Consider the following 21,764-nt stretch of genomic DNA (forward strand, 5'->3'; position numbering starts at 1 on the left):
CTGAAATCCGCGGGACCCATCCCGCCGCACGAGGAGGAATTATGAGTGACTTCGAAGGCAAGACCGCGATCGTCACGGGCGGAGGCTCCGGACTTGGGGAAGCGATCAGCAAAGACCTCGCGAAGAACGGTGGCAACGTCGTCGTCGTCGACATCAACCTGGACGCTGCCACGCGTGTGAGCAACGAAATCACCGCCACTGGCGGCACCGCCGTTCCCTTCCAGGGCAACACTGCGGTCGCCGAGGACAGTAAGAAGGCAGTCGACTTCGCGGTCGCGAGCTACGGCGCCCTCAACTATGCCGTCAACAACGCAGGCATCGGGGGCGCCAACGCTCCCGTTGGAGACATCGACGTTGAGGACTGGGACCGGGTCATCGCCATCAACCTGAGCGGAGTCCTCTACGGAATGCGCTACCAGGTCCCGGCCATCCTTGCCGCGGGCGCCTCCGAAGGTGCCATAGTGAACATGGCGTCGATCCACGGCGCCGTCGCCGCTCCCGGCAACGCCGCTTACACCGCGGCCAAGCACGGCGTCGTGGGCCTGACCAAGAATGCTGCGGCTGAATATGGGGCCCAGGGATTGCGCGTCAATGCGATCGGCCCCGGCTATATCGATACGCCGCTGCTGGCCGCCGCGCCGAAAGAAGTCCTCAGTGGGCTCGAGGCGAAGCATCCGCTCGGCCGCCTGGGACAGCCCGAAGAGATCGCGAACGTCACCACGTTCCTACTTTCCGACAAGGCCAGTTTCATGACCGGCTCTTACGTACTCGTCGATGGCGGCTACACCGCCGTCTGAGCCAACGGGTCAAGTGGGCTCCCGGCGCACCGTCCTAACGACATGGTCGTCGAACACGTCAATGAGACCGACGGCTAGTGGACAGTTCATGGGTGATTTTCGACGCCGTGGACAACTACTCCACCTCCGTTGTCGGCCTCACGTACCAACTCGAAGAGGGCCGGGCGCAGCTCGTCTCCACAGCCGGCGCCCTCTAGAGCTGGCGACGAGTCCCCCGGCTGCTCTCCCACCCGGCAAAATGTGACACCATGTGCTCCATGGTTCGTAAAGTTGCATATCAAGGAGAGCCCGGCGCCAACTCCAACATCGCCTGTCTTCAGATGTTCCCCGACATGGAGCCAGTACCGTGCCCCAGCTTCGAAGATGCTTTCGAACTGGTGAAATCCGGCGATGCGGACCTCGCCATGATTCCGATTGAGAACTCCATCGCCGGACGGGTTGCAGATATCCATGTGCTCCTGCCTGAATCCGGATTGCAGATTGTGGGCGAACATTTTCTCAGGATCCGATTCCACTTGCTGGGCATACCCGGAAGCACCCTCGAACAGGCGCGAGAAGTGCACAGCCACGTTCATGCCCTCGGCCAGTGCAGGAAGCTGATCCGGTCAATGGGGCTGAAACCAGTTGTTGCCGGCGACACGGCAGGTTCCGCACGGGAGGTCCGCGACTGGAATGACGCTTCCAAGGTCTCCCTGGCGCCTCCGCTCGCCGCCCAGATGTACGGGCTGGACATCTTGGCAGAAGACGTCGAGGACGACGCCACCAACACGACCCGGTTTGTCGCCCTGTCCAGGGAGCCACGGCACCAGACCCGCGACGAGTTGCCCGGTCCCGTGATCACCAGCTTCGTCTTCCGGGTCAGGAACGTACCCTCGGCGCTGTACAAAGCCCTGGGTGGTTTTGCGACGAACAGTGTGAACATGACGCGCCTGGAAAGCTACATGGTGGGTAACGAGTTTACTGCCACCACCTTCATGGCCGACGTTGAAGGGCACCCATCCGACACACCCGTGCGACTTGCGCTCGAGGAACTGGAGTTTTTCACTGATGAGGTCAGGGTTCTTGGCGTTTATGCTGCTGCTCCATTCCGAAGCCTGGGCTTCACCGATTCCGGCAATCCAGGCACAACGCCTGCTGGCAATCCAAAGCCCACCTTGTCGCTATAGTGGCTATCCCGCGTGCGTGAGCATCGGCAAGACCCACGCGATAATCACCGGAAGTTTGAAAACAGCGATGACGAAACACGCCGCGACGGCAAGCGCCCATACCGCCCGCCGTCGTCGGGCCCCCAAGACTTCCGTCCTGAGGGCGGCAAAACCCCGTTGAAGAGCGACGGCGTCCCCGGGCGCCGCAGGCTGGCGGCGCCAGGTTCCCGGCAACGCAGCAACGGCGACAATGCGGGCGAGCTGCTCCGGAGTGAGGACGGGTTTGCGCCGGTTCAGCCAGCGCAACAGCTGACCGTCTGTCAGCACAGTTATGGTCTCGGGCCGTTCCCGGACCGTGATGCCCTTGGGCTCCACGAACACCAGGACACCGGTAACCTCGACCGCCAGACCTGCTGCTGCAGAGAGGAGCTTGCCGGCTCGGGCCGCTTCGTGCATGGCGTTGGGAAGATAGCGCTGTCTCGTGCCGGCCACCATCAGTGTGCGGCCAGCCACCCAGATTCTCTGGTTTGAATGATTCTTGGTGTTCACTGTGCACACCCCTGCCGGCCCGATCAACACATGATCGATGTCCGACGTGCCATTTCACTCGCCTTGTTGTCCCCGTTGCGACGTCCAGTCATCGTTGCTCGTCAACCGAGCCGACAACGTCGGCACGGCAGGTCACACCAGCCGCGATATTCCCCGCCCTGATCCCGTTCCTCTGGACTGGTGGGGCCCATCGCGCCTAGGCTGGTGGTGTTGCCCCGGACCCCGGCAGCGCGTCATCTGCGCATCCGAGGAGGCAACCAGTTGCCGTTGACCAACCAGCCTTCACCGTCCGTGCCCGCGTTCGCGATGCCGCCCCGACCCGCCTCGCCAAGAACCCGGATCAACAAGGTCACCAGCAGTTATGCGGGCCTGCTGAAAACCGTCCGCGACGCCGGCATGCTCCAGCGGTGCCAAGGCTACTACCTCGTCCTGCTGACGGTCCTGGCCGTGATGGGGACCGGGATCTGGGTGGTGTTCTTCGTCTTGGGCGACTCCTGGCTTCAGCTGGCCGTGGCAGGCGCCTCCGGCGTCGTCTTTACGCAGTTCGCCTTCCTCGGCCACGAAGCAGCCCATCAGCAAGTGTTTGCGTCCCGGTCCGCGAACGATTGGACTGCACGGCTCATTGCCACCCTCGTTGTAGGCATGAGTTACGCGTACTGGACCGAAAAGCACTCACGGCACCACGCCCGACCGAATGTGGTCAATCAAGACCCGGACATCGCACAGGGTGCCGTCATCTTCCACAACGAGATGCCAAGCAGACGCGGAAGACTCGGCCTGGCGCTTGGCAAGCACCAGGGCTACCTGCTCTTCCCTTTGCTCCTGTTCCTCGGATGGACGCTGCATATTGACTCGTTGAAGTACTTGCTCCGGCGTGGGCCGGTGAAGTACCGATGGCTTGAAATGGCACTGCTGGTTCTGCGCTTCGGTGCCTACGCCGGCCTGCTTTTCCTCGTCCTCTCCCCCGCCATCGCCGTCGCATTCATCGTCGTGCAGATCACCGTGTTCGGGCTGTACATGGGCGCTAGTTTCGCGCCGAATCACAAGGGGATGCCGATCTTGCCCGAAAACAGCCGTGTGGACTTCCTGACGCGGCAGGTGGTCACCTCCCGCAACATCGCTGGGGGACGATTCGTCACCGTGCTCATGGGCGGCCTTAACCACCAGATCGAACACCACTTGTTCCCGGATATGCCCCGCCCACACCTGCGAGAAGTCCGCCAGCTGGTCAAGGCCCACTGTGACGCGGAGGGGATTGCCTACACCGAAACGGGGCTGCTGCACTCGTACGCAATAGTGATCCGCTACCTTAACAAGGTCGGACTCAGGGCAGCGGACCCGTTCGCCTGTCCCCTCGCGGGCCAGTACCGGCGGTAACCGGCGCACACACGGACCGGATCACCCTCTGACACGGAGCCGTCAGGAAGACCACGATGATTGCCTCTCGCCGCCGAAGGCGGCGAGACTTACTGTGGAGTTATGGACGCGACAGCAGCCCACGCCTTTGCGACTCCGCCGGTATCACTCGACCGCCCCGCCACTGCCGTTGAAGACATCATCACCCTCGCGGCCGGGGTCTGGCTCCTCACCGGAACCTATGTTGACGGCTGGGCGCACAACAACCTCCGCGACCTCGAAACGTTCTTCACTCCGTGGCACGCGATCCTCTACTCGGGCTTCGCGGCCTGTGCCGTCTGGATCGCCGCCCTGACCTGGCGCCGGCACGCCCCCGGCGCGCGGTGGTCCGCAGCGATCCCCGCCGGATATGGGGCCGCAGCAGCCGGGGTCCTCCTCTTCCTCATCTCCGGAGCGGCCGACTTCGCCTGGCATTCGGTTTTCGGCATTGAGCAGGGCCTCAAGGCGCTATTCAGCCCGTCCCATCTGGGGCTCGCTACCGGCGGTTTCCTCATCCTCAGCGCGCCCTTCTCCTCTGCGTGGCACTCACCCCGGCGGTCATGGCCGCGGCTGATGCCCGCCGTCGTGAGCGCCATGCTCTCCGGCATGGTTGCGGCGTTCATCCTGCAGGAGTTCGCGGTCTTCGCCCGCCATGGACTCATCCAGACATACGGCGGCGCTGCCGGGGCGCAGCCTACTGTGGCGGTTCCGACATCATCGAGCATCATGGTCTCGTTGGCGTCGTTCTTCGTCTCGACTGCCGTGATCTTCGTGCCCGTCCTCTTGCTGTCGCTGCGTTGGCGGCTGCACGCCGCGGTGCCCGCGGCCATGGCGCTGCTCCCCGCCGTTGCCCTGCAGATCATGGTCGCGCTGCGGGACGCCTGGCTCGTGCCGGCGGCCGTTGTCGGTGCCGTCCTCGTCGGAGTGGCGTGGGCGGTGGTGCGACCCAAGCCGGACCGTCACACAAGGCTCATGACCGCGATAGGCCTCTGCCCCGTCGTGTTCTGGGCCCCGTACTTCGCCGGTGTAGCGCTCCACGATGGGGCACTCAGCTTCTCCCCTGAAGTCTGGGGCGGGACGCTCGCATGGACCGGACTCGAAATGCTCGCCCTAACCGCGCTCACCCTCAAAGTGCGAACCACGGCCGGCACCATCCCGGTTTCACCAGCCGGTTGACTTGTCAGCAGCGCCGATCATGGCGCGGGGCTCGTATCCCCTCCATGACGGAGTTCGAGAGCGTCGAGCAATCGCTTCACCGAGCCGCCGAGGTTCCAGTCGGCAGCGAGACGCTCGAGTTCAATGCGTGATTCTCCGACGACGGGATGCAAAAGCGCTCCCGCCTCTTCGAGAGTGGGCAGCGCGAGGTCGCGCACGACGTTCACAACAACGGGCGCAACCGCCAGGTACTCGGCGGCAGCGGCGAGTTTCGACCTCACGGGCGCAGACAGTCCGCTGTCTGGATCGACCGCGGCCGCGAGCAACGCGTCGAGTGTGCCGTACTCAGCGAGCAACGAAGCCGCCGTCTTTTCGCCGATCCCCGCTACCCCCGGCAGCCCGTCGGAGGCATCGCCGCGCAGCGTCGCAAAGTCGGCGTACTGCTCGGGCAGAACACGATACTTGCCGACGACGACGGCGTCGGTCACGATCTCGAGGTTCTTCATGCCTCGCGCCGTGTAGATGACCCGCACCTGGCGGGCGTCGTCGACCACCTGGAACAGATCGCGGTCGCCCGTCACGACGTCGACAGGAAGCTTCGCGTGGCTGGCGTAGCTGCCGATGACGTCGTCGGCTTCATGGGCGGCAGCCCCGACGACGGCGATCCCCGCAAGGCGGAGGACCTGCCGGATCAGGGGAACCTGCACCTGCAGCGCATCCGGCACCACTTCGACGTCGGGAGCACCCTCTACCGTCTCCGCGACCCGCTGCGACTTGTACGACGGGATGAGGTCCACCCGCCATTGCGGACGCCAGTCCTCGTCCCAGCACGCCACGAGATGCGTCGCCCCATAGTCGGTAGTGAGCCGTGCGATCATGTCCAGCAGTCCGCGAACGGCGTTCACCGGAGTGCCGTCGGCGCTGCGGATCGAATCGGGCACGCCGAAGAAGGCGCGAAAGTACAGTGAGGCCGTATCGAGGAGCATCAGGCGGTGAGTCATAACCGATCCTTACATCCACACCCCCACAAAGGGCAGGTGCTTTCCGGTTTTCCGGAGAAGCACCTGCCCCCCTGTGAAGACGCGTTACTTCTTGGCGCGGCGGCGAATGACCGCTGTCGATGCTGCGCTGGCGGCCAGAGCGCCTGCGCCGACAATCGACCACAGGACCAGGTTGGACTCGGCATTCGTGTTGGCGCCGCCGCTTGCGGTGCCGGCGGCGGTGACGCTGGAAACAGCAGCAAGGCCGGAATTGCCCTTGCCATTGCCGCCGCCATGGTTGCCGCCCCCGTTATTGTTGCCTCCGCCGTTGCCGGAATTCACAACCACGGCTGCCCAGCGCTTGTTGCCGGACGTGGCGCCGACGGCGCCGATCATGTAGTTACCACCGTCCATGAAGGTAATGGAGGTGGAGAAAGCGCCGGTGCCGTCAGCAATAACGCTGAAGTTGGACGGAGCGGGCCTCCCACCGTCCGAAGCCTTCTTGCCGCCGGTCCGCTGGAACGTGATGTTGATGGTTCCGTACTCATTGCCCGGCGCCGGGTAGGTGGTGGATGCTACGGCCGGCGCGGTGCCGGCCTCATTCACGGCTGCTTAGGTCGACAACGTGGTGCGGCAGTCGTTCATTTCTTCTCCTTGACCCCCATTTGTGACGTGTCGCGCTGGGTGGCGGCCCAGCTGGCGAGGACTTTCAGGGCGTCCTCGGAGGGGGTCCCGGGATCTGCCGTGTAGACGTTGATGCGCAGTCCCGGATCCGCGGGGAGTTCCAACGCTTCGAAGCTCAGATCCAGGTCGCCGACGATCGGGTGATGAAGGTGTTTGCGGCCCGCGCGGTGGTACTTCACGTCGTGACGGGCCCACCGGGTGCGGAACTCCTCGCTGCGGGTGGAGAGTTCACCGATCAGGTCCGTGAGGTCCTTGTCGTACGGGTTCCTTCCTGCGGTGGAGCGCAGGACTGCGACGATGTCATCCGCTGCGCGTTCCCAGTCGGCGAAGAACTCCCGCGCTTTCGGGTTCAGGAAGGTGAAGCGTGCGCTGTTCGGCGGGGCGGTCACCTCCGCCATCATGTCCAGATAGAGGGCACGGCCTAGTGCGTTGGAGGCGAGGACATCGCCGCGGTCGTTGCGGACCCAGGCCGGTGCGGCCGTGATCGCATCGATGACGCGTTGCACGCTCGGCCGCACGGTCTGCGGGCTGTGCCTGCGCCGGACCCGAGGGGAAGCGGTGGCGGCACGGGCCAGGTCAAAAAGGTGGGCCGTCTCGGCGTCGTCGAGCTTCAACGCACGCCCGAGGGCTTCGAGGACACTGTCAGAGGCGCCGGAGAGGTTTCCGCGCTCAAGGCGTATGTAGTAGTCGATGCTCATCCCGGCGAGCATCGCGACTTCCTCCCGGCGCAGCCCGGTGACGCGCCGGTTACCGCCGTAGACGGGAAGCCCGGCCTCATCCGGCGTGATCCTTGCCCGGCGGGAGGTCAGGAACTTCCGCACGTCCTCGCTGTGTGTCATGGCGTCCACGCTACGCCGGGTCGATGGGACGAGGGAGGCACTGGCGTTACCCTGAACGGCCGTGACTCCCGGCCCGTAAGGAATCACGGTTGCATGGACAGCATGAAACCTGAACCCGCAACAGCTTCCCGCCCGGGAGCGATCCTGGCGATCATCCTCCTCAGCTACTTCATGATCCTGTTGGACAACTCGGTCATCTTCACTGCCCTGCCGAGCCTGCAGGCGGACCTGCGGCTGAGCACCCGTGAGCTCTCCTGGGTCCAGGATGCCTACACGCTGGTCTTCGGCGGCCTGCTGCTCCTCGGAGCCCGGGCAGGAGACCTGCTCGGCCGCCGGCGGGTGTTCGTGTTCGGACTGGTGGTGTTCTCGATCGCGTCCCTGCTGATCGGCGTCGCACCGGCGGGCTGGTGGGCGATCGCCGGCCGCGCTGTCCAGGGTATCGGGGCAGCGATCGTCGCGCCGGCCTCACTCTCCCTGCTCACCGCGAGCTTCCCGGAAGGCCGCGAACGCACCCGGGCAGTTGCCTTGTACGGCGCCACCGCAGGCATCGGCGCCAGCCTGGGGCTGGTCATCGGCGGGGCGCTGGCCCACTGGATCTCCTGGCGGGCAGGGTTCTTCGTCAACGTACCCATCGGCGCCGCGATGATCGCACTCGCGCCGCGTTTCATCCCGGAATCAGGCCGGGCCCGCGGCCGCTTCGACGCATTCGGCGCGCTCAGCGCGACCCTCGGTGTCGGCGCTCTCGTGTTCGGCATCATCAACACCGTCGACGCCGGCTGGAACTCGCCGGTCACGGTCACAGCCGTCAGCGCCGGCGTCGTGCTCCTGGTCGTGTTCGTGCTGATCGAACGCACGGCGGCCCAGCCGATCATGCCGCTGCGGCTGTTCGCGAGCCGCCGCCGAACCGGCGCCTACCTCGCCCGCTTCCTTTACCTGGGCGCGATGATCGGGTTCTTCTTCTTCACCACCCAGTTCCTGCAGGAAGTGCTCGCCTTCGACCCCCTGCAGGCCGGTATTGGATTCCTGCCCATGACCGCAGTGAACTTCGCCGTCGCGATGAGCATCCCCCGGCTGGTCAAGCGGATGCCGGGTTCCATCCCACTCGTGGCCGGCATCCTGATCACACTTGCCGGGATGTTCTGGCTCAGCCGGGCCGGCGTCGACTCCGCATACCTGACCGGAGTGGCCCTGCCGATGGTCCTCATCGGCGCGGGACAGGGTCTCGCGTTTGCGCCCCTGACGTCGTTCGGCATCATCGGGGCTCCGGCGTTCGACGCCGGCGCGGCATCCGGCCTGGTGAACACCTTCCATCAAGTCGGCACCTGCCTCGGGCTTGGCATCGCAGTCGCTGCCGCAGCGACCGTCCCGACCACGGGTTCCGCCGTCGCGCACCTGGCCGCCCAGGTCAGCGCCGCCCTCACGACGGGCAGCATCCTCCTGCTCCTCGCCCTGGCCGTCACAGCGGCCCTCATCCTTCCCGCGGACCTGGCCGCCCGCCGCGCCGGGGCACCCCGGGAAGTTGCGCCGGCCCCGCAGCTCGAAACCGCCCGCTGAATCTCCGGACCACCTATTTCAAAGGGGGTACTGACGTGCACTCCCACATCCCCGCACATCTGAATACCGTGAAAGGCATGAACATGGAACTTACTCTCAACAGCGGCGTCACAATGCCGGCCCTGGGCCTGGGCGTCTTGCAAAGCGCCCCGGAGCAAACGACGGCCGCCGTCGAGGCCGCGCTGGCCACCGGCTACCGGCACATCGACACTGCCGCCGCGTACGGCAACGAGCGGGAAGTCGGCGAAGGCATCCGCCGCTCGGGCCTGGATCGTCCGGAGGTCTTCATCGAGACCAAGGTCTGGGTCAGTGACTATGGCTACGACCAGGCCCTGCATGCCTGGGACAAAGCGACGGGCAAGCTCGGCGTCGACTACCTGGACCTGCTCATCCTGCACCAGCCAGCACCCGACCGGTTCGAGAGAACCATCGCCGCATACAAAGCACTGGAAACCCTGCTCGCCGACGGGAGCGTGCGGGCGATCGGCGTCAGCAACTTCATGCCGCACCACCTGGAGCAGTTGCTCGACTCGACCGACGTCGTCCCGGCCGTAAACCAGATCGAACTTCACCCGTATTTCACCCAGCAGGCCGTCCAAGCCGCCGACGCCGAACACGGCATCCTCACCCAGGCTTGGTCGCCCATCGGAGGGATCACCTTCTACCCAGGATGGGGCGGCCAGGAGCGGCGGAACGTCATGCAAGACCCGGCAATCGCCACCATCGCGCGGACTCACGGCAAGAGTCCGGCCCAGGTCATGCTCCGGTGGCACCTCCAGCAAGGCCGCTCAGCCATCCCGAAATCGACCAACCCGGCACGCATAGCCGAAAACTTCGACGTCTTTGACTTCGAACTCAGTGCCGCCGAACTCGCCGTCATCGACGCGCTCGACACAGGCAACCGCAGCGGTCCGGACCCGGACGAAGCCCGCGAGGAACGCTTCGCCATGGTCATCCCCGAAGCCTAAAACAGAGAGAAGGAACACCATGGAATACCGTCCCCTCGGCCGCACAGGTGTGCAAGTCAGCCCTTTGTGTCTCGGTGCGATGATGTTCGGCCCCTGGGGCAACAACGACACCGCCGATTCAATCCGAATCATCCACCGCGCCCTCGACGCGGGCATCAACTTCATCGACACCGCCGACGTCTACTCGGGCGGGGCATCCGAGGAAATCGTCGGGCAGGCACTGGACGCGCGCCGCGACGAGGTGTTCCTGGCCACGAAGTTCTTCATGCCCATGAGCGAGGACCCCAACCAGCGCGGCGGCTCCCGTCGCTGGATCATCCACGAGGTCGAGAACTCCCTCCGCCGCTTGAACACCGACTACATCGACCTCTACCAGGTCCACCGGCCCAGCCCGGACACCGACGTCGAGGAGACCCTCGGCGCGCTCACCGACCTCGTCCGCCAAGGCAAAGTCCGTTACATCGGCTCCTCGTCGAACTCCGGATCCCAGATCGTCGAAGCCCAGTGGGCATCCCGGGAACGGAACCTGGAACGCTTCGTCACCGAGCAGCCGCCGTATTCGATCCTGGTCCGCGGCATCGAAGAAGACGTTCTTCCGACGGTCCAGCGCCACGGCATGGGCACCCTCACCTACAGCCCGCTCAGCGGCGGCTGGCTTTCAGGGCGCTGGCGCAAAGACTCCGCCTCCACACCCACCTCTTCCGCACGCCCGAACGCCCGATTCGATATGAGCAGTCCGGCGAACCAGCGCAAGCTCGACATCGTCGAAGAACTCGCCCAGCTCGCCGAACAAACCGGACTGACGCTCATCGAGCTGGCCATCGCGTTCGTGATCAACCACCCCGGCGTCACGGCCGCCATCGTCGGACCGCGCACCATGGAACAGCTCGAGTGCTACCTGCCTGCCGCGGACATCACCCTGAGCACCGACGTGCTGAACCGCATCGACAAGCTCGTCGCACCCGGTGTGACAGTCAACCCCGAGGACAACAGCTACGGAGCCCACGAACTGACATCACTGGCACGACGACGGTGACTCGGCCGCTTTCGGCCCGTCGTCAAGACCATGCTGTCGATGACCCAGCACGATCGTAGAAACGGCTGCTTCCGAGGCCGCCGAGAAGGGGCCGAACTGCCCTTCAACGGCCCACCGGGTTTCCTCTTCAATGAGATCGGCGTTGATCCGTGCGCCGGTCATGACGCCCTCGGCCGCCGCGGTGATCACTTGGGCCATCAAATTGGAGACGTTGCCCGCTGCATACACACCCTGGACGGCCGTCGCACCCGCAGCGTCGGTCTCGATAAACCGCCCCACCCCCATGGGGTGCACCTGGTTACTTAGCCCGAGTGATTCCAGAAGCTCGGACCTGGCCTCCATCCGTGTACCGAGAGCCAGGGCCTGTATTTCGAACGAGGAGCCCTGGCGGAGCGTGAGGCCCGTGAGGACGCCGTCGACAGCGTCAACAGAGGCCACGGCGCCGTCGACGACTGCTATCGACCGGGCGCCGAGCTTGTCCCACTCTTCGTCTGTGGGTTCCACGGTGTCATTGAGGAAAAGGGTGATATTCGGGGACCACTGCCTGAACAACAGTGCCTGATGGAAGGACATTGGGCCAGTGCCCAGCACCCCGATCCGTTTCCCGCGGATTTCCCAGCCATGGCAGTAGGGGCAATGCACGACACCCTTTCCCCATTGCTCCCGCAGGCCGTCGATGGAAGGCAGCCCGTCAGTCAAACCAGTGGTGACCAGGAGGCGCCTGCCGGAGAACCGGCGTGCATCACCGAGGATCACCTCGAATCCATCGGTAGTGCGCCGTGCCGAAACGGTTTCGCCGTCAATGACCGTTCCTCCGTAGGAGAGCACTTCGCTGCGTCCGATGGACAGGAGTTCCCAGGGGTTCATCCCGTCCCTCGAAAGAAACCCGTGCACACCCGCCGCGGGTGCGTTGCGTGGCGCTCCGGAATCGATGACCAGGACCGAGCGCAGCGCGCGGCTCAGCGTCGTGGCCGCGCTGAGCCCCGCGGCGCCGCCCCCGATAATCACAACGTCGTACTGTGTGGTGTCCATAATGATTTGCCCTCCATCGTGTCCTGAAAGTCCGCCGCGAGCGTCCCTGCGTGGCAACACCAGCTTTCATCTCATGCACGGAAACTGGCAAACTCTGTTGCTGTTATGGCAAACTACGCGTATGGCAAACGAGCTTGACGACGTTCTCGGGGCTGTCGGGTCCCGGCTTCGGGCACTCCGCACGGAACGGGACCTCACCCTCGGAGAGGTGTCCTCCGCAGCCGGAGTATCGGTGAGCACCCTGTCCCGCCTGGAATCCGGCCAACGCAGACCAAACCTCGAAATTCTGCTGCCCCTGGCGAGGTTGTACGGCGTTCCCCTTGATGACCTGGTCGGCGCCCCGCCCACCGGGGATCCGAGAATTCACCTGCGGCCCATCACCCATGGCGGCATGACGGCTGTTCCCCTCACGCGCCGGCCGGGCGGTTTGCAGGCCTTCAAGATGGTCCTCGCTGGTGATGCCCGTGGGTCAGAGCCCGATCCGCGTGTTCACGAAGGCTACGAATGGCTTTACATCCTCAACGGACGGCTGCGCCTGGTGCTGGGCGACAAAGACTTCGAACTCCGGGCTGGCGAAGCCGCGGAATTCGACACCCGCACACCCCACTGGTTCGCCAGCGCCGACGGAAAAACCGTCGAATTCATCAGCCTGTTTGGACAGCAGGGCGAGCGGATGCACGTACGCGCCCGCCCCAAGCCCGCATAGCGACTTAGCAACGACCCTTCTGAACGCCCGCAATGTAGGTGGCCCTGATGTTCCGGGCCGGTTTGGGGGTGTCTGGTGGACACTGCCACCGGCCGGCGCGGCTGCGTAGCGTGGTGGATGTGGACAGAAGAGACGAAATCCGTGAATTCCTGATCTCGCGTCGGGCGAAGATCAGCCCGGAACAGGCCGGCATCCCCAGCTACAGGGCACTGCGCCGGGTGCCGGGGCTGCGCCGTGAGGAAGTGGCGCATCTCGCCGGGGTGAGCACGGATTACTACACCCGCCTGGAACGCGGCAGTATCCGCGGCGTCTCCGAGGCCGTGCTCGAGGCCGTGTCATCGGCCCTTCAGTTGGACGAGGCCGAGCGGGCGCACCTGATGGATCTGGCAAGGACGGCCAACGCGCCGTCGCCGCGTGCTCCCCGCCGGCCACCGCAGCAGAGAGTCCGTCCCGGCGTGCTCCGTCTGCTGGACGGGATGACCGGAGCGGTCGCCATCGTCCAGAACGGCCGCTCGGACGTGCTGGCCGCGAACCTGCTGGGCCGGGCGCTGTACGGGCCCGTGCTCAGCTCCGCCGCACAGTTGAACTCAGCAGCACAGCTCAGCCCCGCCGGACAGTCGGGACCGGGGACCCCAGCCCGGTTGCCGAACCAGGCCCGCTATCTCTTCCTCGATCCTGGCGCGGGAGACTTCTATCCTGATTGGCGCGCTATCGCGGCCACCACGGTCGCGATGCTGCGCTCCGAATCCGGCCGGAACCCCGACGACCGGGCCCTGAACGAGCTGGTCGGGGAACTGACCACCCGCAGCGGACTGTTCGCGGCCCTGTGGGCCGGGCACGATGTACGGATCCACACCGCGGGCACCAAGCGTTTCCACCACCCGATCGCCGGGGACATATCCCTGCAGTTCGAGACGCTGGACCTTCCCGGAGACGAGGGTCAGACCCTGTTCACCTTCACCGCGGAGCCCGGCTCCGCGTCCGAAAACGCGCTGGCCTTCCTCGCCAGCTGGGCGGCATCGCCTCCCGGAACCACCACCGGCACCCCCGCCGGCGGATCCACCTTCCCCGAGCTGCGCTCCCCCGCGGAACCGGGAACACCCAACCCAGGAAAGACAGAACCATGAATGAGCAGAAGGAAAACATGACCGGGAAAAAAGTCTGGTTCATCACCGGCGCCGGCCGCGGCATGGGCACCGACATCGCGAAGGCGGCCCTGGCCGCCGGCCACGCGGTCGTCGCCACCGGCCGCAACCCCGAAAAAGTCGCCCAGGCCATCGGCGAAAACAAGGACCTGCTCGCCGTGAAACTGGACGTCACCGATCCCGCCGACGCAACAGCGGCCGTGCAGGCCGCCGTCGACCGCTTCGGCCGGATCGACGTTCTCGTCAACAATGCGGGCAACTTCTACGCCGGATTCTTCGAAGAAATCACCCCCGAAGACTTCCGGGCACAAATCGAAACCACGATGTTCGGGCCCATGAACGTCACCCGCGCGGCCCTGCCGATCCTGCGCGCCCAACGCTCGGGCCTGGTCGTCACGATCTCCTCGACCGCCGGCATCGCCGGCGGGGAGTTCCTGAGCGCCTACGCCGCGTCCAAGTTCGGCGTCGAAGGCTGGGCCGAGTCCTTGGCCCCCGAAATCGCACCCTTCGGGATCCGTACCATGCTCGTCGAACCGGGGTTCTTCCGCACCGAACTGCTCACCCCCGAATCCACACGCTACGCCGAATCCATCATCGAGGACTACGCCCAACGCACCGAACAGACCGTCACGTCATGGAAGAGCATGAACGGGCTGCAGGGCGGAGACCCCGCCAAACTCGCCGACGCCCTGATCCAACTCGCCGAACTGGAGCAGCCACCCCTGCGCTTCGCCGCCGGCGCCGACGCCGTCGGGCTATTCGACTCCCGGGCCAAGGAACTCCAGGACCAAGCCAACGCCCACCGCGAACTCTCCAGCAACCTCGCCCACAGCGACGCCTGACATCATCAATCGGCATAAGTCTTACGTCGGCGTTGAACTTGCCGAGGCTCATTCCTCCGGTATTGAACTTCGGACTGGCCGGCGTCCTGCAACGCGATGGGTCCCGCGGCCAGTCTGGCCGCGGGACTCATTACGTGGAGTTTGTAGGCCCTCAGGCTGCGCGCACTTGCCCGGTGGTGATGGGCGACGGCTTGAAGCCCTTGACCGCCATCCACACGCCCAGCGACAACTCCCAGACAAAGATCGGCAAGGTTGCGAGTCCCGACCACACCGAGATCCCCTGGTTGATACCGAACATCGTTGAGATCGTCGACAAAAGCAGCAGCGGGCCGCCGATCAGTCCAAGCAGGGGAATGACGCGCGGCACGAGCCCCGAACGATACATCAGGTATCCGAGCAGCAGCCCGCTCACCCCCGGAACCAGGCTCGGCCCAAGAATGAACGTCCAGTCACGGACTGCCACGAGCGCCTGGCCCACGGGAACCAAGGCCGGGTCCGCTCCGCCCTTCTGGCGCAGAGTGACCACAGCCAGGAGACTGACGACGCCGATCATAATGACCGCGGCTTCAAACATCCGTGCGGTGACGAAGCCGAGCGCGATGCCCTCGTTCTGCCGTTTGACGACAGGAAACAGTGCGACGGCGGTGCCCACGGCGGAAACCGCGTTGACGAGATCGAGGAGGCAGCCGAAGATGACGGTTGAGTCGGCACCGGAGCCCGTGATGTAGTGCGGATCGTTCAGGACGGGGGAAATCAGGAACAGTGCCGGGATCGAACTGACGAAGGTGACCAGGTACAGGATTCCTGCGACCATCGCGGTCTTCCGCAGCGGGTCCATCCGGACACGATCAGTTGTCGGGGTTTGGGTTGTGGTTTTCATGGTGTGGTCCTTCTGGGAGATGAAGATACGGGTGTTCGACGCCGGCTGGCTGGGTTGCGTGGCTCCGGCTTGGTTGACTGCCAAGAGCGGTAGCGCCAAGTCGCGGAGCTTTTGCAGCAGACCGTGGAGCGCGGCTTGGTCGACGTTCCGGGTGCGAATGATGGTGGTTCCGTCGCGTTCGTTGGTGAGGCTCAGTCCTTCGAACCAAGCGGCCCAGCGGGAATCAAGACGGCCTTCGACGCGGACCTCGTACTCGACCGGTGTCTCGTCCCGGCCTACCGATCTCACGTTCATCGTCCCTCCTTCTGCCTTAGTGGATTTCAGCCGCCTTTGCGGATGACTTCCTTTAGCCTTGAAGGTAGAAGGAGATGTGGTGAGCAGGGATCACCACATCTGGTGATTGTTGTGGTGATCTTTTCGGAAGAAGTGCCGGGCGAACCGCCCGTCTGGGTTAGCGCTCGTCGCGGCTTCGCGACAAGAGACCCAGCTCTTCGGCCCGGCGCACGGCCGAGCGGCGGTTGTTCGCGCCGAGCTTGGCATAGATGTTCTTGGTGTGTGTCCGGAGGGTGTTGAGGGAAACGAGCAACTCGCGCGCGATGTCCGGGCCGTCCAGCTCCGAGGAAAGAAGCCGAAGCACTTGAAGTTCGCGTTCACTCAGGGGCTCGACTAAGCGTTGCGGTGCTGGGGTGATCTGGTCCCGGGTTCTGCGCGTCTTTGTCCCGAACGACTCCAAGAGCCGGTTTACGTAGTTCGAGGCGCTCCCCTGCTTCGCGAGCGCTTCCAGCAAGTTCGCCATGGCCTCACCCTCATCGACGAACACTTGAACGTAGCCCTCTGGTTCCGCGAGCGCTACCGCGCGTTGCAGCGCTGCCTGTGCCCCGCCGTCGTCCGCTTCTTTTTGGTGGGCAAGTGCCATAAGAACCAGAAGTTCGACGACGGTCCCCATCCGGCCGCTTTCTTCTGCTGCCCGAAGCAGGCGGTCAAGCAGCGCGATGGCCCGTCCGACATAGTCCTCCGACTGCCCTGCCTCGTGCTGTGCGAAGAGTGCCCTGGCCAAGGTGATGTGCTCGAACTCTTTCAGGTAGGAGAGCTCATCTTCGGCCGAAACGCCGCGCTCACGCGCCCAGCGGAGAGCGTCGGACGTCCTTCCGTGCGAGATCCAAACCCGCGCCCGCACGGCCGCGACCGGATGTACCTCGGGAAAGAAGTCGCCGACGTAGAGGCGCTCCGCTTCCTTGAGTTGCTCAAGCGCGCCGCCCACTTCCCCTTCTGCTTGGAGGACCCGGGCCATCGCGACCCGCGCGCGGTACGGGTTTTGCGGCAACGCGGCATCCTCGCCGAACTTCTGGCTGGCCAGCAGGTGCTGCCTTGCGGCTTCAAGTTCGCCGCGTTCAAGAAGGAGCATGCTCATTCCTACGTGCATGTCGGCCGTTCCACGGAGCGTTTGCGCCGGGTGCCTTCCCGCGACCTCAAGGCCTCGCTCATAGATGGCCATTGCGTCATGGAGCCGGCCTTGGGTAATCCGGATGTCGGCCAGTGCGATGGAGCAACCGAGCATGTCCGAGTTGTGCCCGGCCTTTTCAAGGTTGGAATAGGAATCGGACCACAGTTCGTACGCTACGCCCAGTTCGCCGTTCGTCCAGTGGCCGATCGCCAACAGCCCTGATGCCGCTCCGCGCTCGAGATGATCGTCCTTCCCGACAAGGCCGAGCGCGGTAGTCGCGTGCATTATTGCCCCGGCGGTGTCCCCGCCTGCGAGCGCATGCGCTGCACGGTAGATCGCGATCGAACTGGTGAGGTTCCCGTCGTCGCCGCCTTGCGCCGTCGTACTTACCCACTGCTCTGCCTCCTTGAGGCGGGCGTCGACGCCGGTGAGCTCGCCGCTTGCGAGGAGCGCCCCGGCGTAGGCAACGCCCAGCCCAGGGCGCGCGTGAATCACTTCGCCGGGGAGCGCTTGGAGCCAGCGGCTCAGCGTGGCTTCCTGGCGGTCCTTGCGCATGGCGGGGATGGCGAGCTCGATCAGGTCCGCGGCCCGTTCAAAGTCCCTGCCGGCCATTGAGTGGTGGATAGCTTCCGGGATGTCGCCGTCTTGTTCGTGCCAGAGGCTTGCGCGCCCATGCAGTTCGCTAATGCGGCCCGGCTGCTCGTCCATGAGTCGTGCCCGTAGCACGTCGGCGAAGAGGTGGTGATAGCGGTACCACCAGCGGCGGTCGTCGAGCGGCACCATGAACAGGTTCCCTCGATCGAGCCACTCGAGCGTTGCTTTTCCGGTGTTTTGCCCGGTCACGGCGTCGCAAAGCGGACCGTTGAGCCGGTTCAGGATGGAGGTCTGCAGCAGGAAGTTCCGGACGTCGTCGTTCTGGCGCTGAAGTACCTCTTCCGCGAGGTAATCGACGATGTAGCGGTCATCGCCTGCGAAGCCCGCGATGAAGCCGGCGACGTCCTCCCGTCCCTGCATCGAGAGCGCCGCCAATTGGAGCGCAGCGATCCAACCCTCGGCCCGACCTTCGAGGGCGGCGATATCCTGCGCGGTGAGACTCAGTCCCATCACGCCGTTGAAGTAGACGCCAGCTTCCTCCGGGGTGAAGCGGAGATCGGCGGCACGGATCTCAAGGAGCCTGCCGCGTGCCCTGAGTCGCGGGAGTGGCAAAGCCGGATCGGCACGGCCCGCGATGACCAGCTGCAGCTGCGCGGGCAGGTTCTCGACGAGAAAGGCAAGCCCCTCCTGCACGTCCTGATTCTCGATGACGTGGTAATCGTCGAGCACCAAAATGAATCTGTCCGTGGCGGCCTGTAACTCGTTGATCAGGGTGGTCAAGAAGGCATCAGTGCTCGGTTGCGGGGATCGGAGCGTTGCGAGCGCCTTGGCGCCCAGACCGTTCGATGCCTTGTCCAGCGCAGCTACAAGGTAGGTCCAGAAAAGCGTGGGATCGTTGTCCCGCTGGTCGAGCGAGAGCCAGGAGACCGATCGGCCATGGGCGGTTGCTTTTGCCAACCACTCGGTCAGCACGGTCGTTTTCCCGAAGCCGGCGGGCGCTGAGACGAGGATCAGCGTTTGCTCGTCGGCGTGGCTCAGACGGTCGCTGAGCCTCGGGCGCCTCACGAGACCGCGGCGTGGCCCGGGGGCATGCAGTTTGGTCTCAAGCAACGGACCTGCCATCACGGACCTCCCTCGACAGCCGGTCACCTTGCCTTTGCCCGGGTGATCCCAGTGTAGTGGGGGTGAGGGCCCGGACTTCTGCGCCAAGGTTCTGCTAGGAGGCTGCATTTGCCACGAGGCTCACCACACAAGCGGAGCTTAGCCGATCTGCTCCTACCAGGTGTCAGGTGCCGCACCAAAGGGCACAACGGCCGGCCTGTCGACCGTGCTGTCGACGTCAATGACCCGATGCTCCCGACTCGCGCGGGTGATGGCATCCATGACCTCGAGGATGTGGAACGCCACCCGCCCGGAGGCACGATGGGGGCGGTTTGTCTCGATAGCCCTGGCCATGTCTGCGAGACCGTAGCCTCGCCCGGCATCCTCATAGCCAGCAGAGAATGGCACTTCGCGCCGTTCCGGTTCTTCCCGGGTCACCAGTTCGACAGGGTCGGAGAATCGGTTCGGGTCCGGGACTGTGATGGTGCCATCGGTGCCATAGATCTCGAAGAGCGGTGTCCGGGTAGCCCAGACTTCGAAGCTGACCGTAATCGTGGTTGTCACCCCGTTCGCATGCTCAAGGATGGCGCTGACATGGGTGTCGATCTCCACGGGAATCGGCGTGCCTGCCAGGGGGCCGGGCTCGACGGTTCGCGCACGCTCGGACCTTGTGGCCACTCCCGATACGCGGACGACGGGTCCAAAGAACATGACGAGGCTGGTCAGGTAGTAGGGACCCATATCGAATAGCGGGCCGCCGCCCGGTTGGTAGTAGAAGTGTGGTGACGGGTGCCAGCGTTCGTGTCCGGGCGCGGACCAGTGAACTTGCGCCGCTACTGGAGCGCCGATGGTACCTGCGTTGAGCAACTCCAGTGCAGTTTGGACGCCGGTGCCGAGGACGGTATCGGGGGCGCTCCCGACTCGAAGTCCCAAAGAGTCAGCCAGCTCCAGCATGGGGAGGGCTTCTTCCGGGGACAGCGCAAGGGGCTTCTCGGCAAAGACGTGCTTGAGGCGACATAGTTCGTTGATGCGTTCTTGCGGGCGTCGCTCAGCGACTGGAAAGCGATCCGCCGATTCCGCCGACCGAGAAGTGCTTGTTGAGGAACGCGAACAGGATGATCGGCGGGAGCATCATTACGACGGCGACCGCCATGACGAGGCCCCAGTTCGTGGCGTTCTGCTGGAAGAAGGACTCCAACCCGACCGGAAGGGTGTAATTCGGATCTGACCGGAGGAACACGACGGCGATGAGGTAGTCGTTCCAGGCTAGGAGAAATGAGAAGATCGCGGTTGAGAGGATTCCAGGCAGGGAGTTCCGGAGGACGATGCGGGTGAACGAACCGAAGATCGAGGCACCGTCTATCCAGGCGGCTTCTTCAAGAGCGATGGGGATGGAATCGTAGTAGGCGGCCATCATCCAGATGGCGACCGACATCGTGGCACCTACGTAGATGATAACGACGCCAAAGAGGCTGTCGACCAACCCGAGGTTTGCGAACAAGATGAAGAGCGGGATCGCCGAGGTGACGACAGGCAGGGATTGCACGACGAACAGGATGAGCGAATATCCCGACACGAGCCGGTTGCGGGCCCTGGACAGAACGTAACCGGCCGGAGCCGCAACCGCGACGGCGACAACGACCGTGAAGGCGGTGATGACAAGGCTGTTGCCGAGCCAGGTCAGGACGGCCGTCTGCGTGAAGATGTTCCCGAAGTTCTCGAGGGTGAAGCCTTCTGCGTTCGAGCCGAGTGACGGTGTCAGCGACAGTCCGAAGACGGCGACGATCGGGACCAGGACCACGGCGGTCATGAGCAGGATCAAGACGAAGCGAGGCCATTTGCCTCTCTCACGGATGTCCTGTGAGGTCTGGCGGCCGGCAGGAGTATCGGCCCTGTCCCTGGCTCCCGTTCGGACTTCTTCTTGAGGAGCACTGGTCGTTATCATTCGACGTTGACCTTTCGGATCTGGCGGTAAAGAACAACCGAGATCACCACGAGGACGAACGTCATCAAGAACGCGATGGCGACGCCGGGGCCGGTCTGGAAGTTCTGGAAGACAGTGAGGTAGGCGAGGAGGACCAGCGACGTCGTCGCATGTGCCGGGCCGCCACCGGTGAGCAGGAAGATCGTCGGGAAGTCGTTGACGCAGAAGATCGTCATCAGAATCCACGACACAAACGTCGTGCGCGCAATCAGCGGGAGCGTTATCAGCCGGAACGACTGCCACGCTGTCGCCCCGTCGACCTTCGCCGCCTCGTAGACGTTCGTGTCGACTGAGGCGAGAGCGGACGACATCATCATCATCATGAACGGGAACGAAATCCACACTTTGAAGAGACAGACAACCACCTGCGCAAGCATCGGGTCTGCCAGGAAGAGCACGTTTCCGAAGCCTAGATGCTCCGCGATCACCGGAAGCGGGCTCTGGGGTGTTGCCACCAGCCAGTTCCACGACGTCGCGGAGACCACCGTGGGAACGATCCACGGCAGGAGAAGCAGTACCTTGAACAGTCCGCCCGCAGGGATGTGGGTGCGAAGCAGCAGGCTCAGCGCGAGTCCGACGAGCCAGGAGCCGAACACGCCGACGACCGTGAAGACGACGGTGAAGGACGTCGCTGACCAGAACGAGGGCTGGGCGAGTACGTCGCCGAAATTCTTCAATCCGACGAAGGGGCCGGTTTCGAGAAGGGTGCCGTCATGGAGTGCTTGAACCAAGGCATAGACGAGCGGGTAGACGTTGAGGAGCAGAAGGAGAATGAGGGACGGTGCTGCGAACACTATGAGGGTCCAGGTCCGAGATGTAAACCGCCTCTTGGCCCGACCGGCGGTCGCCAGCCCGGGCTGGCGACCCGCCCCGGCCGGTCCGACGCCGCGGCGTGCACGTTTGACGCTCTCGGCGATGCTCGTGGAGGTCATGG

At 64.5% G+C, this 21,764-nt stretch carries 20 protein-coding genes; 10 read left to right on the top strand and 10 right to left on the bottom strand.

What is annotated here, in order from left to right; genetic code table 11:
• The first annotated feature begins 41 nt into the window (after nt 1-41).
• Together ACSVHC_RS22470 and ACSVHC_RS22475 are read left to right on the top strand one after the other, a co-directional pair.
• Entirely contained in the window at nt 42-797 is a 756-nt protein-coding gene (locus tag ACSVHC_RS22470) for an SDR family NAD(P)-dependent oxidoreductase (protein ID WP_437773862.1), read from the top strand.
• Between the two features lie 257 nt (nt 798-1,054).
• Entirely contained in the window at nt 1,055-1,963 is a 909-nt protein-coding gene (locus ACSVHC_RS22475; RefSeq protein ID WP_437773861.1) for a prephenate dehydratase, read from the top strand.
• 3 nt (nt 1,964-1,966) lie between these two features.
• Here the strand turns inward: ACSVHC_RS22475 and ACSVHC_RS22480 are convergent, their stop codons facing one another.
• The gene (locus ACSVHC_RS22480; RefSeq protein ID WP_439181411.1) at nt 1,967-2,530 is read right to left on the bottom strand and encodes a nuclease-related domain-containing protein; all 564 of its coding nucleotides are present in this window, start codon (nt 2,528-2,530) and stop codon (nt 1,967-1,969) included.
• A 228-nt stretch (nt 2,531-2,758) separates the two neighbouring features.
• Between ACSVHC_RS22480 and ACSVHC_RS22485 the strand changes: the two genes are divergently transcribed.
• Both ACSVHC_RS22485 and ACSVHC_RS22490 read left to right on the top strand, forming a co-directional pair.
• Nucleotides 2,759-3,868, top strand: coding sequence for a fatty acid desaturase family protein (locus ACSVHC_RS22485; protein ID WP_437773859.1), 1,110 nt, complete (start codon nt 2,759-2,761; stop codon nt 3,866-3,868).
• A 102-nt stretch (nt 3,869-3,970) separates the two neighbouring features.
• Nucleotides 3,971-5,062 carry a hypothetical protein gene (locus tag ACSVHC_RS22490; RefSeq protein WP_437773858.1) on the top strand — a complete coding sequence of 364 codons (1,092 nt, stop codon included), beginning with the start codon at nt 3,971-3,973 and terminating at the stop codon, nt 5,060-5,062.
• Nucleotides 5,063-5,079: 17 nt separating this feature from the next.
• Here the strand turns inward: ACSVHC_RS22490 and ACSVHC_RS22495 are convergent, their stop codons facing one another.
• The 3 genes from ACSVHC_RS22495 to ACSVHC_RS22505 form a co-directional block, all read right to left on the bottom strand.
• The gene (locus tag ACSVHC_RS22495) at nt 5,080-6,042 is read right to left on the bottom strand and encodes a 5'-3' exonuclease (RefSeq protein ID WP_437773857.1); all 963 of its coding nucleotides are present in this window, start codon (nt 6,040-6,042) and stop codon (nt 5,080-5,082) included.
• 84 nt (nt 6,043-6,126) lie between these two features.
• Nucleotides 6,127-6,627 (bottom strand): hypothetical protein, encoded by a 501-nt coding sequence (locus ACSVHC_RS22500; protein WP_437773856.1) that lies wholly within the window; start codon nt 6,625-6,627, stop codon nt 6,127-6,129.
• Nucleotides 6,628-6,662: 35 nt separating this feature from the next.
• Entirely contained in the window at nt 6,663-7,544 is an 882-nt protein-coding gene (locus tag ACSVHC_RS22505) for a helix-turn-helix transcriptional regulator (RefSeq protein WP_437773855.1), read from the bottom strand.
• Between the two features lie 93 nt (nt 7,545-7,637).
• Between ACSVHC_RS22505 and ACSVHC_RS22510 the strand changes: the two genes are divergently transcribed.
• From ACSVHC_RS22510 to ACSVHC_RS22520, 3 genes are all read left to right on the top strand, one after another.
• Entirely contained in the window at nt 7,638-9,098 is a 1,461-nt protein-coding gene (locus ACSVHC_RS22510; RefSeq protein ID WP_437773854.1) for an MFS transporter, read from the top strand.
• A gap of 83 nt (nt 9,099-9,181) precedes the next feature.
• Nucleotides 9,182-10,066 (top strand): aldo/keto reductase, encoded by an 885-nt coding sequence (locus ACSVHC_RS22515; protein WP_437773853.1) that lies wholly within the window; start codon nt 9,182-9,184, stop codon nt 10,064-10,066.
• Nucleotides 10,067-10,085: 19 nt separating this feature from the next.
• On the top strand, nt 10,086-11,102 hold the full coding sequence (locus ACSVHC_RS22520) for an aldo/keto reductase (protein WP_437773852.1): 1,017 nt from the start codon (nt 10,086-10,088) through the stop codon (nt 11,100-11,102).
• Here ACSVHC_RS22520 and ACSVHC_RS22525 read toward each other — a convergent pair.
• The gene (locus ACSVHC_RS22525) at nt 11,082-12,134 is read right to left on the bottom strand and encodes an NAD(P)/FAD-dependent oxidoreductase (RefSeq protein ID WP_437773851.1); all 1,053 of its coding nucleotides are present in this window, start codon (nt 12,132-12,134) and stop codon (nt 11,082-11,084) included. The two genes, ACSVHC_RS22520 and ACSVHC_RS22525, sit on opposite strands and share 21 nt — an antisense overlap.
• A 121-nt stretch (nt 12,135-12,255) precedes the next feature.
• Between ACSVHC_RS22525 and ACSVHC_RS22530 the strand changes: the two genes are divergently transcribed.
• The 3 genes from ACSVHC_RS22530 (at nt 12,256) to ACSVHC_RS22540 (ending at nt 14,827) form a co-directional block, all read left to right on the top strand.
• Entirely contained in the window at nt 12,256-12,840 is a 585-nt protein-coding gene (locus tag ACSVHC_RS22530) for a helix-turn-helix domain-containing protein (RefSeq protein WP_437773850.1), read from the top strand.
• A gap of 119 nt (nt 12,841-12,959) precedes the next feature.
• Complete coding sequence (locus tag ACSVHC_RS22535) at nt 12,960-13,967, top strand: helix-turn-helix transcriptional regulator (protein WP_437773849.1); 1,008 nt, start codon at nt 12,960-12,962, stop codon at nt 13,965-13,967.
• Complete coding sequence (locus ACSVHC_RS22540) at nt 13,964-14,827, top strand: SDR family oxidoreductase (protein ID WP_437773848.1); 864 nt, start codon at nt 13,964-13,966, stop codon at nt 14,825-14,827. The genes ACSVHC_RS22535 and ACSVHC_RS22540 overlap by 4 nt, the downstream gene beginning before the upstream one ends.
• Before the next feature lie 151 nt (nt 14,828-14,978).
• Here ACSVHC_RS22540 and ACSVHC_RS22545 read toward each other — a convergent pair whose 3' ends face one another.
• The 5 genes from ACSVHC_RS22545 to ACSVHC_RS22565 form a co-directional block, all read right to left on the bottom strand.
• Complete coding sequence (locus ACSVHC_RS22545) at nt 14,979-16,001, bottom strand: DUF4386 domain-containing protein (protein ID WP_437773847.1); 1,023 nt, start codon at nt 15,999-16,001, stop codon at nt 14,979-14,981.
• Nucleotides 16,002-16,158: 157 nt separating this feature from the next.
• The gene (locus tag ACSVHC_RS22550) at nt 16,159-18,867 is read right to left on the bottom strand and encodes a LuxR C-terminal-related transcriptional regulator (RefSeq protein ID WP_437773846.1); all 2,709 of its coding nucleotides are present in this window, start codon (nt 18,865-18,867) and stop codon (nt 16,159-16,161) included.
• A gap of 153 nt (nt 18,868-19,020) precedes the next feature.
• A complete protein-coding gene (locus ACSVHC_RS22555; protein WP_439181324.1) occupies nt 19,021-19,800 on the bottom strand; it encodes a Gfo/Idh/MocA family protein in 780 nt (259 codons plus the stop codon).
• A gap of 94 nt (nt 19,801-19,894) precedes the next feature.
• Nucleotides 19,895-20,791 carry a carbohydrate ABC transporter permease gene (locus tag ACSVHC_RS22560; protein ID WP_437773844.1) on the bottom strand — a complete coding sequence of 299 codons (897 nt, stop codon included), beginning with the start codon at nt 20,789-20,791 and terminating at the stop codon, nt 19,895-19,897.
• Nucleotides 20,788-21,762: a carbohydrate ABC transporter permease gene (locus ACSVHC_RS22565; RefSeq protein WP_437773843.1), complete on the bottom strand. Its 975-nt coding sequence runs from the start codon at nt 21,760-21,762 to the stop codon at nt 20,788-20,790. Before ACSVHC_RS22565 ends, ACSVHC_RS22560 begins: the two co-directional genes overlap by 4 nt.
• Nucleotides 21,763-21,764 lie beyond the last annotated feature (2 nt).

It is taken from the genome of Arthrobacter sp. KNU-44, assembly GCF_051843155.1.
Lineage (GTDB): Bacteria > Actinomycetota > Actinomycetes > Actinomycetales > Micrococcaceae > Arthrobacter.

What these genes read in the sequence shown, in the direction of transcription:
- ACSVHC_RS22470 (WP_437773862.1), top strand. Translation starts at nt 42, where the DNA reads ATGAGTGACTTCGAAGGCAAGACCGCGATCGTCACGGGCGGAGGCTCC.
- ACSVHC_RS22475 (WP_437773861.1), top strand. Translation starts at nt 1,055, where the DNA reads ATGGTTCGTAAAGTTGCATATCAAGGAGAGCCCGGCGCCAACTCCAAC.
- ACSVHC_RS22490 (WP_437773858.1), top strand. Translation starts at nt 3,971, where the DNA reads ATGGACGCGACAGCAGCCCACGCCTTTGCGACTCCGCCGGTATCACTC.
- ACSVHC_RS22495 (WP_437773857.1), bottom strand. Translation starts at nt 6,042, where the DNA reads ATGACTCACCGCCTGATGCTCCTCGATACGGCCTCACTGTACTTTCGC.
- ACSVHC_RS22505 (WP_437773855.1), bottom strand. Translation starts at nt 7,544, where the DNA reads ATGACACACAGCGAGGACGTGCGGAAGTTCCTGACCTCCCGCCGGGCA.
- ACSVHC_RS22510 (WP_437773854.1), top strand. Translation starts at nt 7,638, where the DNA reads ATGGACAGCATGAAACCTGAACCCGCAACAGCTTCCCGCCCGGGAGCG.
- ACSVHC_RS22515 (WP_437773853.1), top strand. Translation starts at nt 9,182, where the DNA reads ATGGAACTTACTCTCAACAGCGGCGTCACAATGCCGGCCCTGGGCCTG.
- ACSVHC_RS22520 (WP_437773852.1), top strand. Translation starts at nt 10,086, where the DNA reads ATGGAATACCGTCCCCTCGGCCGCACAGGTGTGCAAGTCAGCCCTTTG.
- ACSVHC_RS22525 (WP_437773851.1), bottom strand. Translation starts at nt 12,134, where the DNA reads ATGGACACCACACAGTACGACGTTGTGATTATCGGGGGCGGCGCCGCG.
- ACSVHC_RS22530 (WP_437773850.1), top strand. Translation starts at nt 12,256, where the DNA reads ATGGCAAACGAGCTTGACGACGTTCTCGGGGCTGTCGGGTCCCGGCTT.
- ACSVHC_RS22540 (WP_437773848.1), top strand. Translation starts at nt 13,964, where the DNA reads ATGAATGAGCAGAAGGAAAACATGACCGGGAAAAAAGTCTGGTTCATC.
- ACSVHC_RS22545 (WP_437773847.1), bottom strand. Translation starts at nt 16,001, where the DNA reads ATGAACGTGAGATCGGTAGGCCGGGACGAGACACCGGTCGAGTACGAG.
- ACSVHC_RS22550 (WP_437773846.1), bottom strand. Translation starts at nt 18,867, where the DNA reads ATGGCAGGTCCGTTGCTTGAGACCAAACTGCATGCCCCCGGGCCACGC.
- ACSVHC_RS22555 (WP_439181324.1), bottom strand. Translation starts at nt 19,800, where the DNA reads ATGCTGGAGCTGGCTGACTCTTTGGGACTTCGAGTCGGGAGCGCCCCC.
- ACSVHC_RS22560 (WP_437773844.1), bottom strand. Translation starts at nt 20,791, where the DNA reads ATGATAACGACCAGTGCTCCTCAAGAAGAAGTCCGAACGGGAGCCAGG.
- ACSVHC_RS22565 (WP_437773843.1), bottom strand. Translation starts at nt 21,762, where the DNA reads ATGACCTCCACGAGCATCGCCGAGAGCGTCAAACGTGCACGCCGCGGC.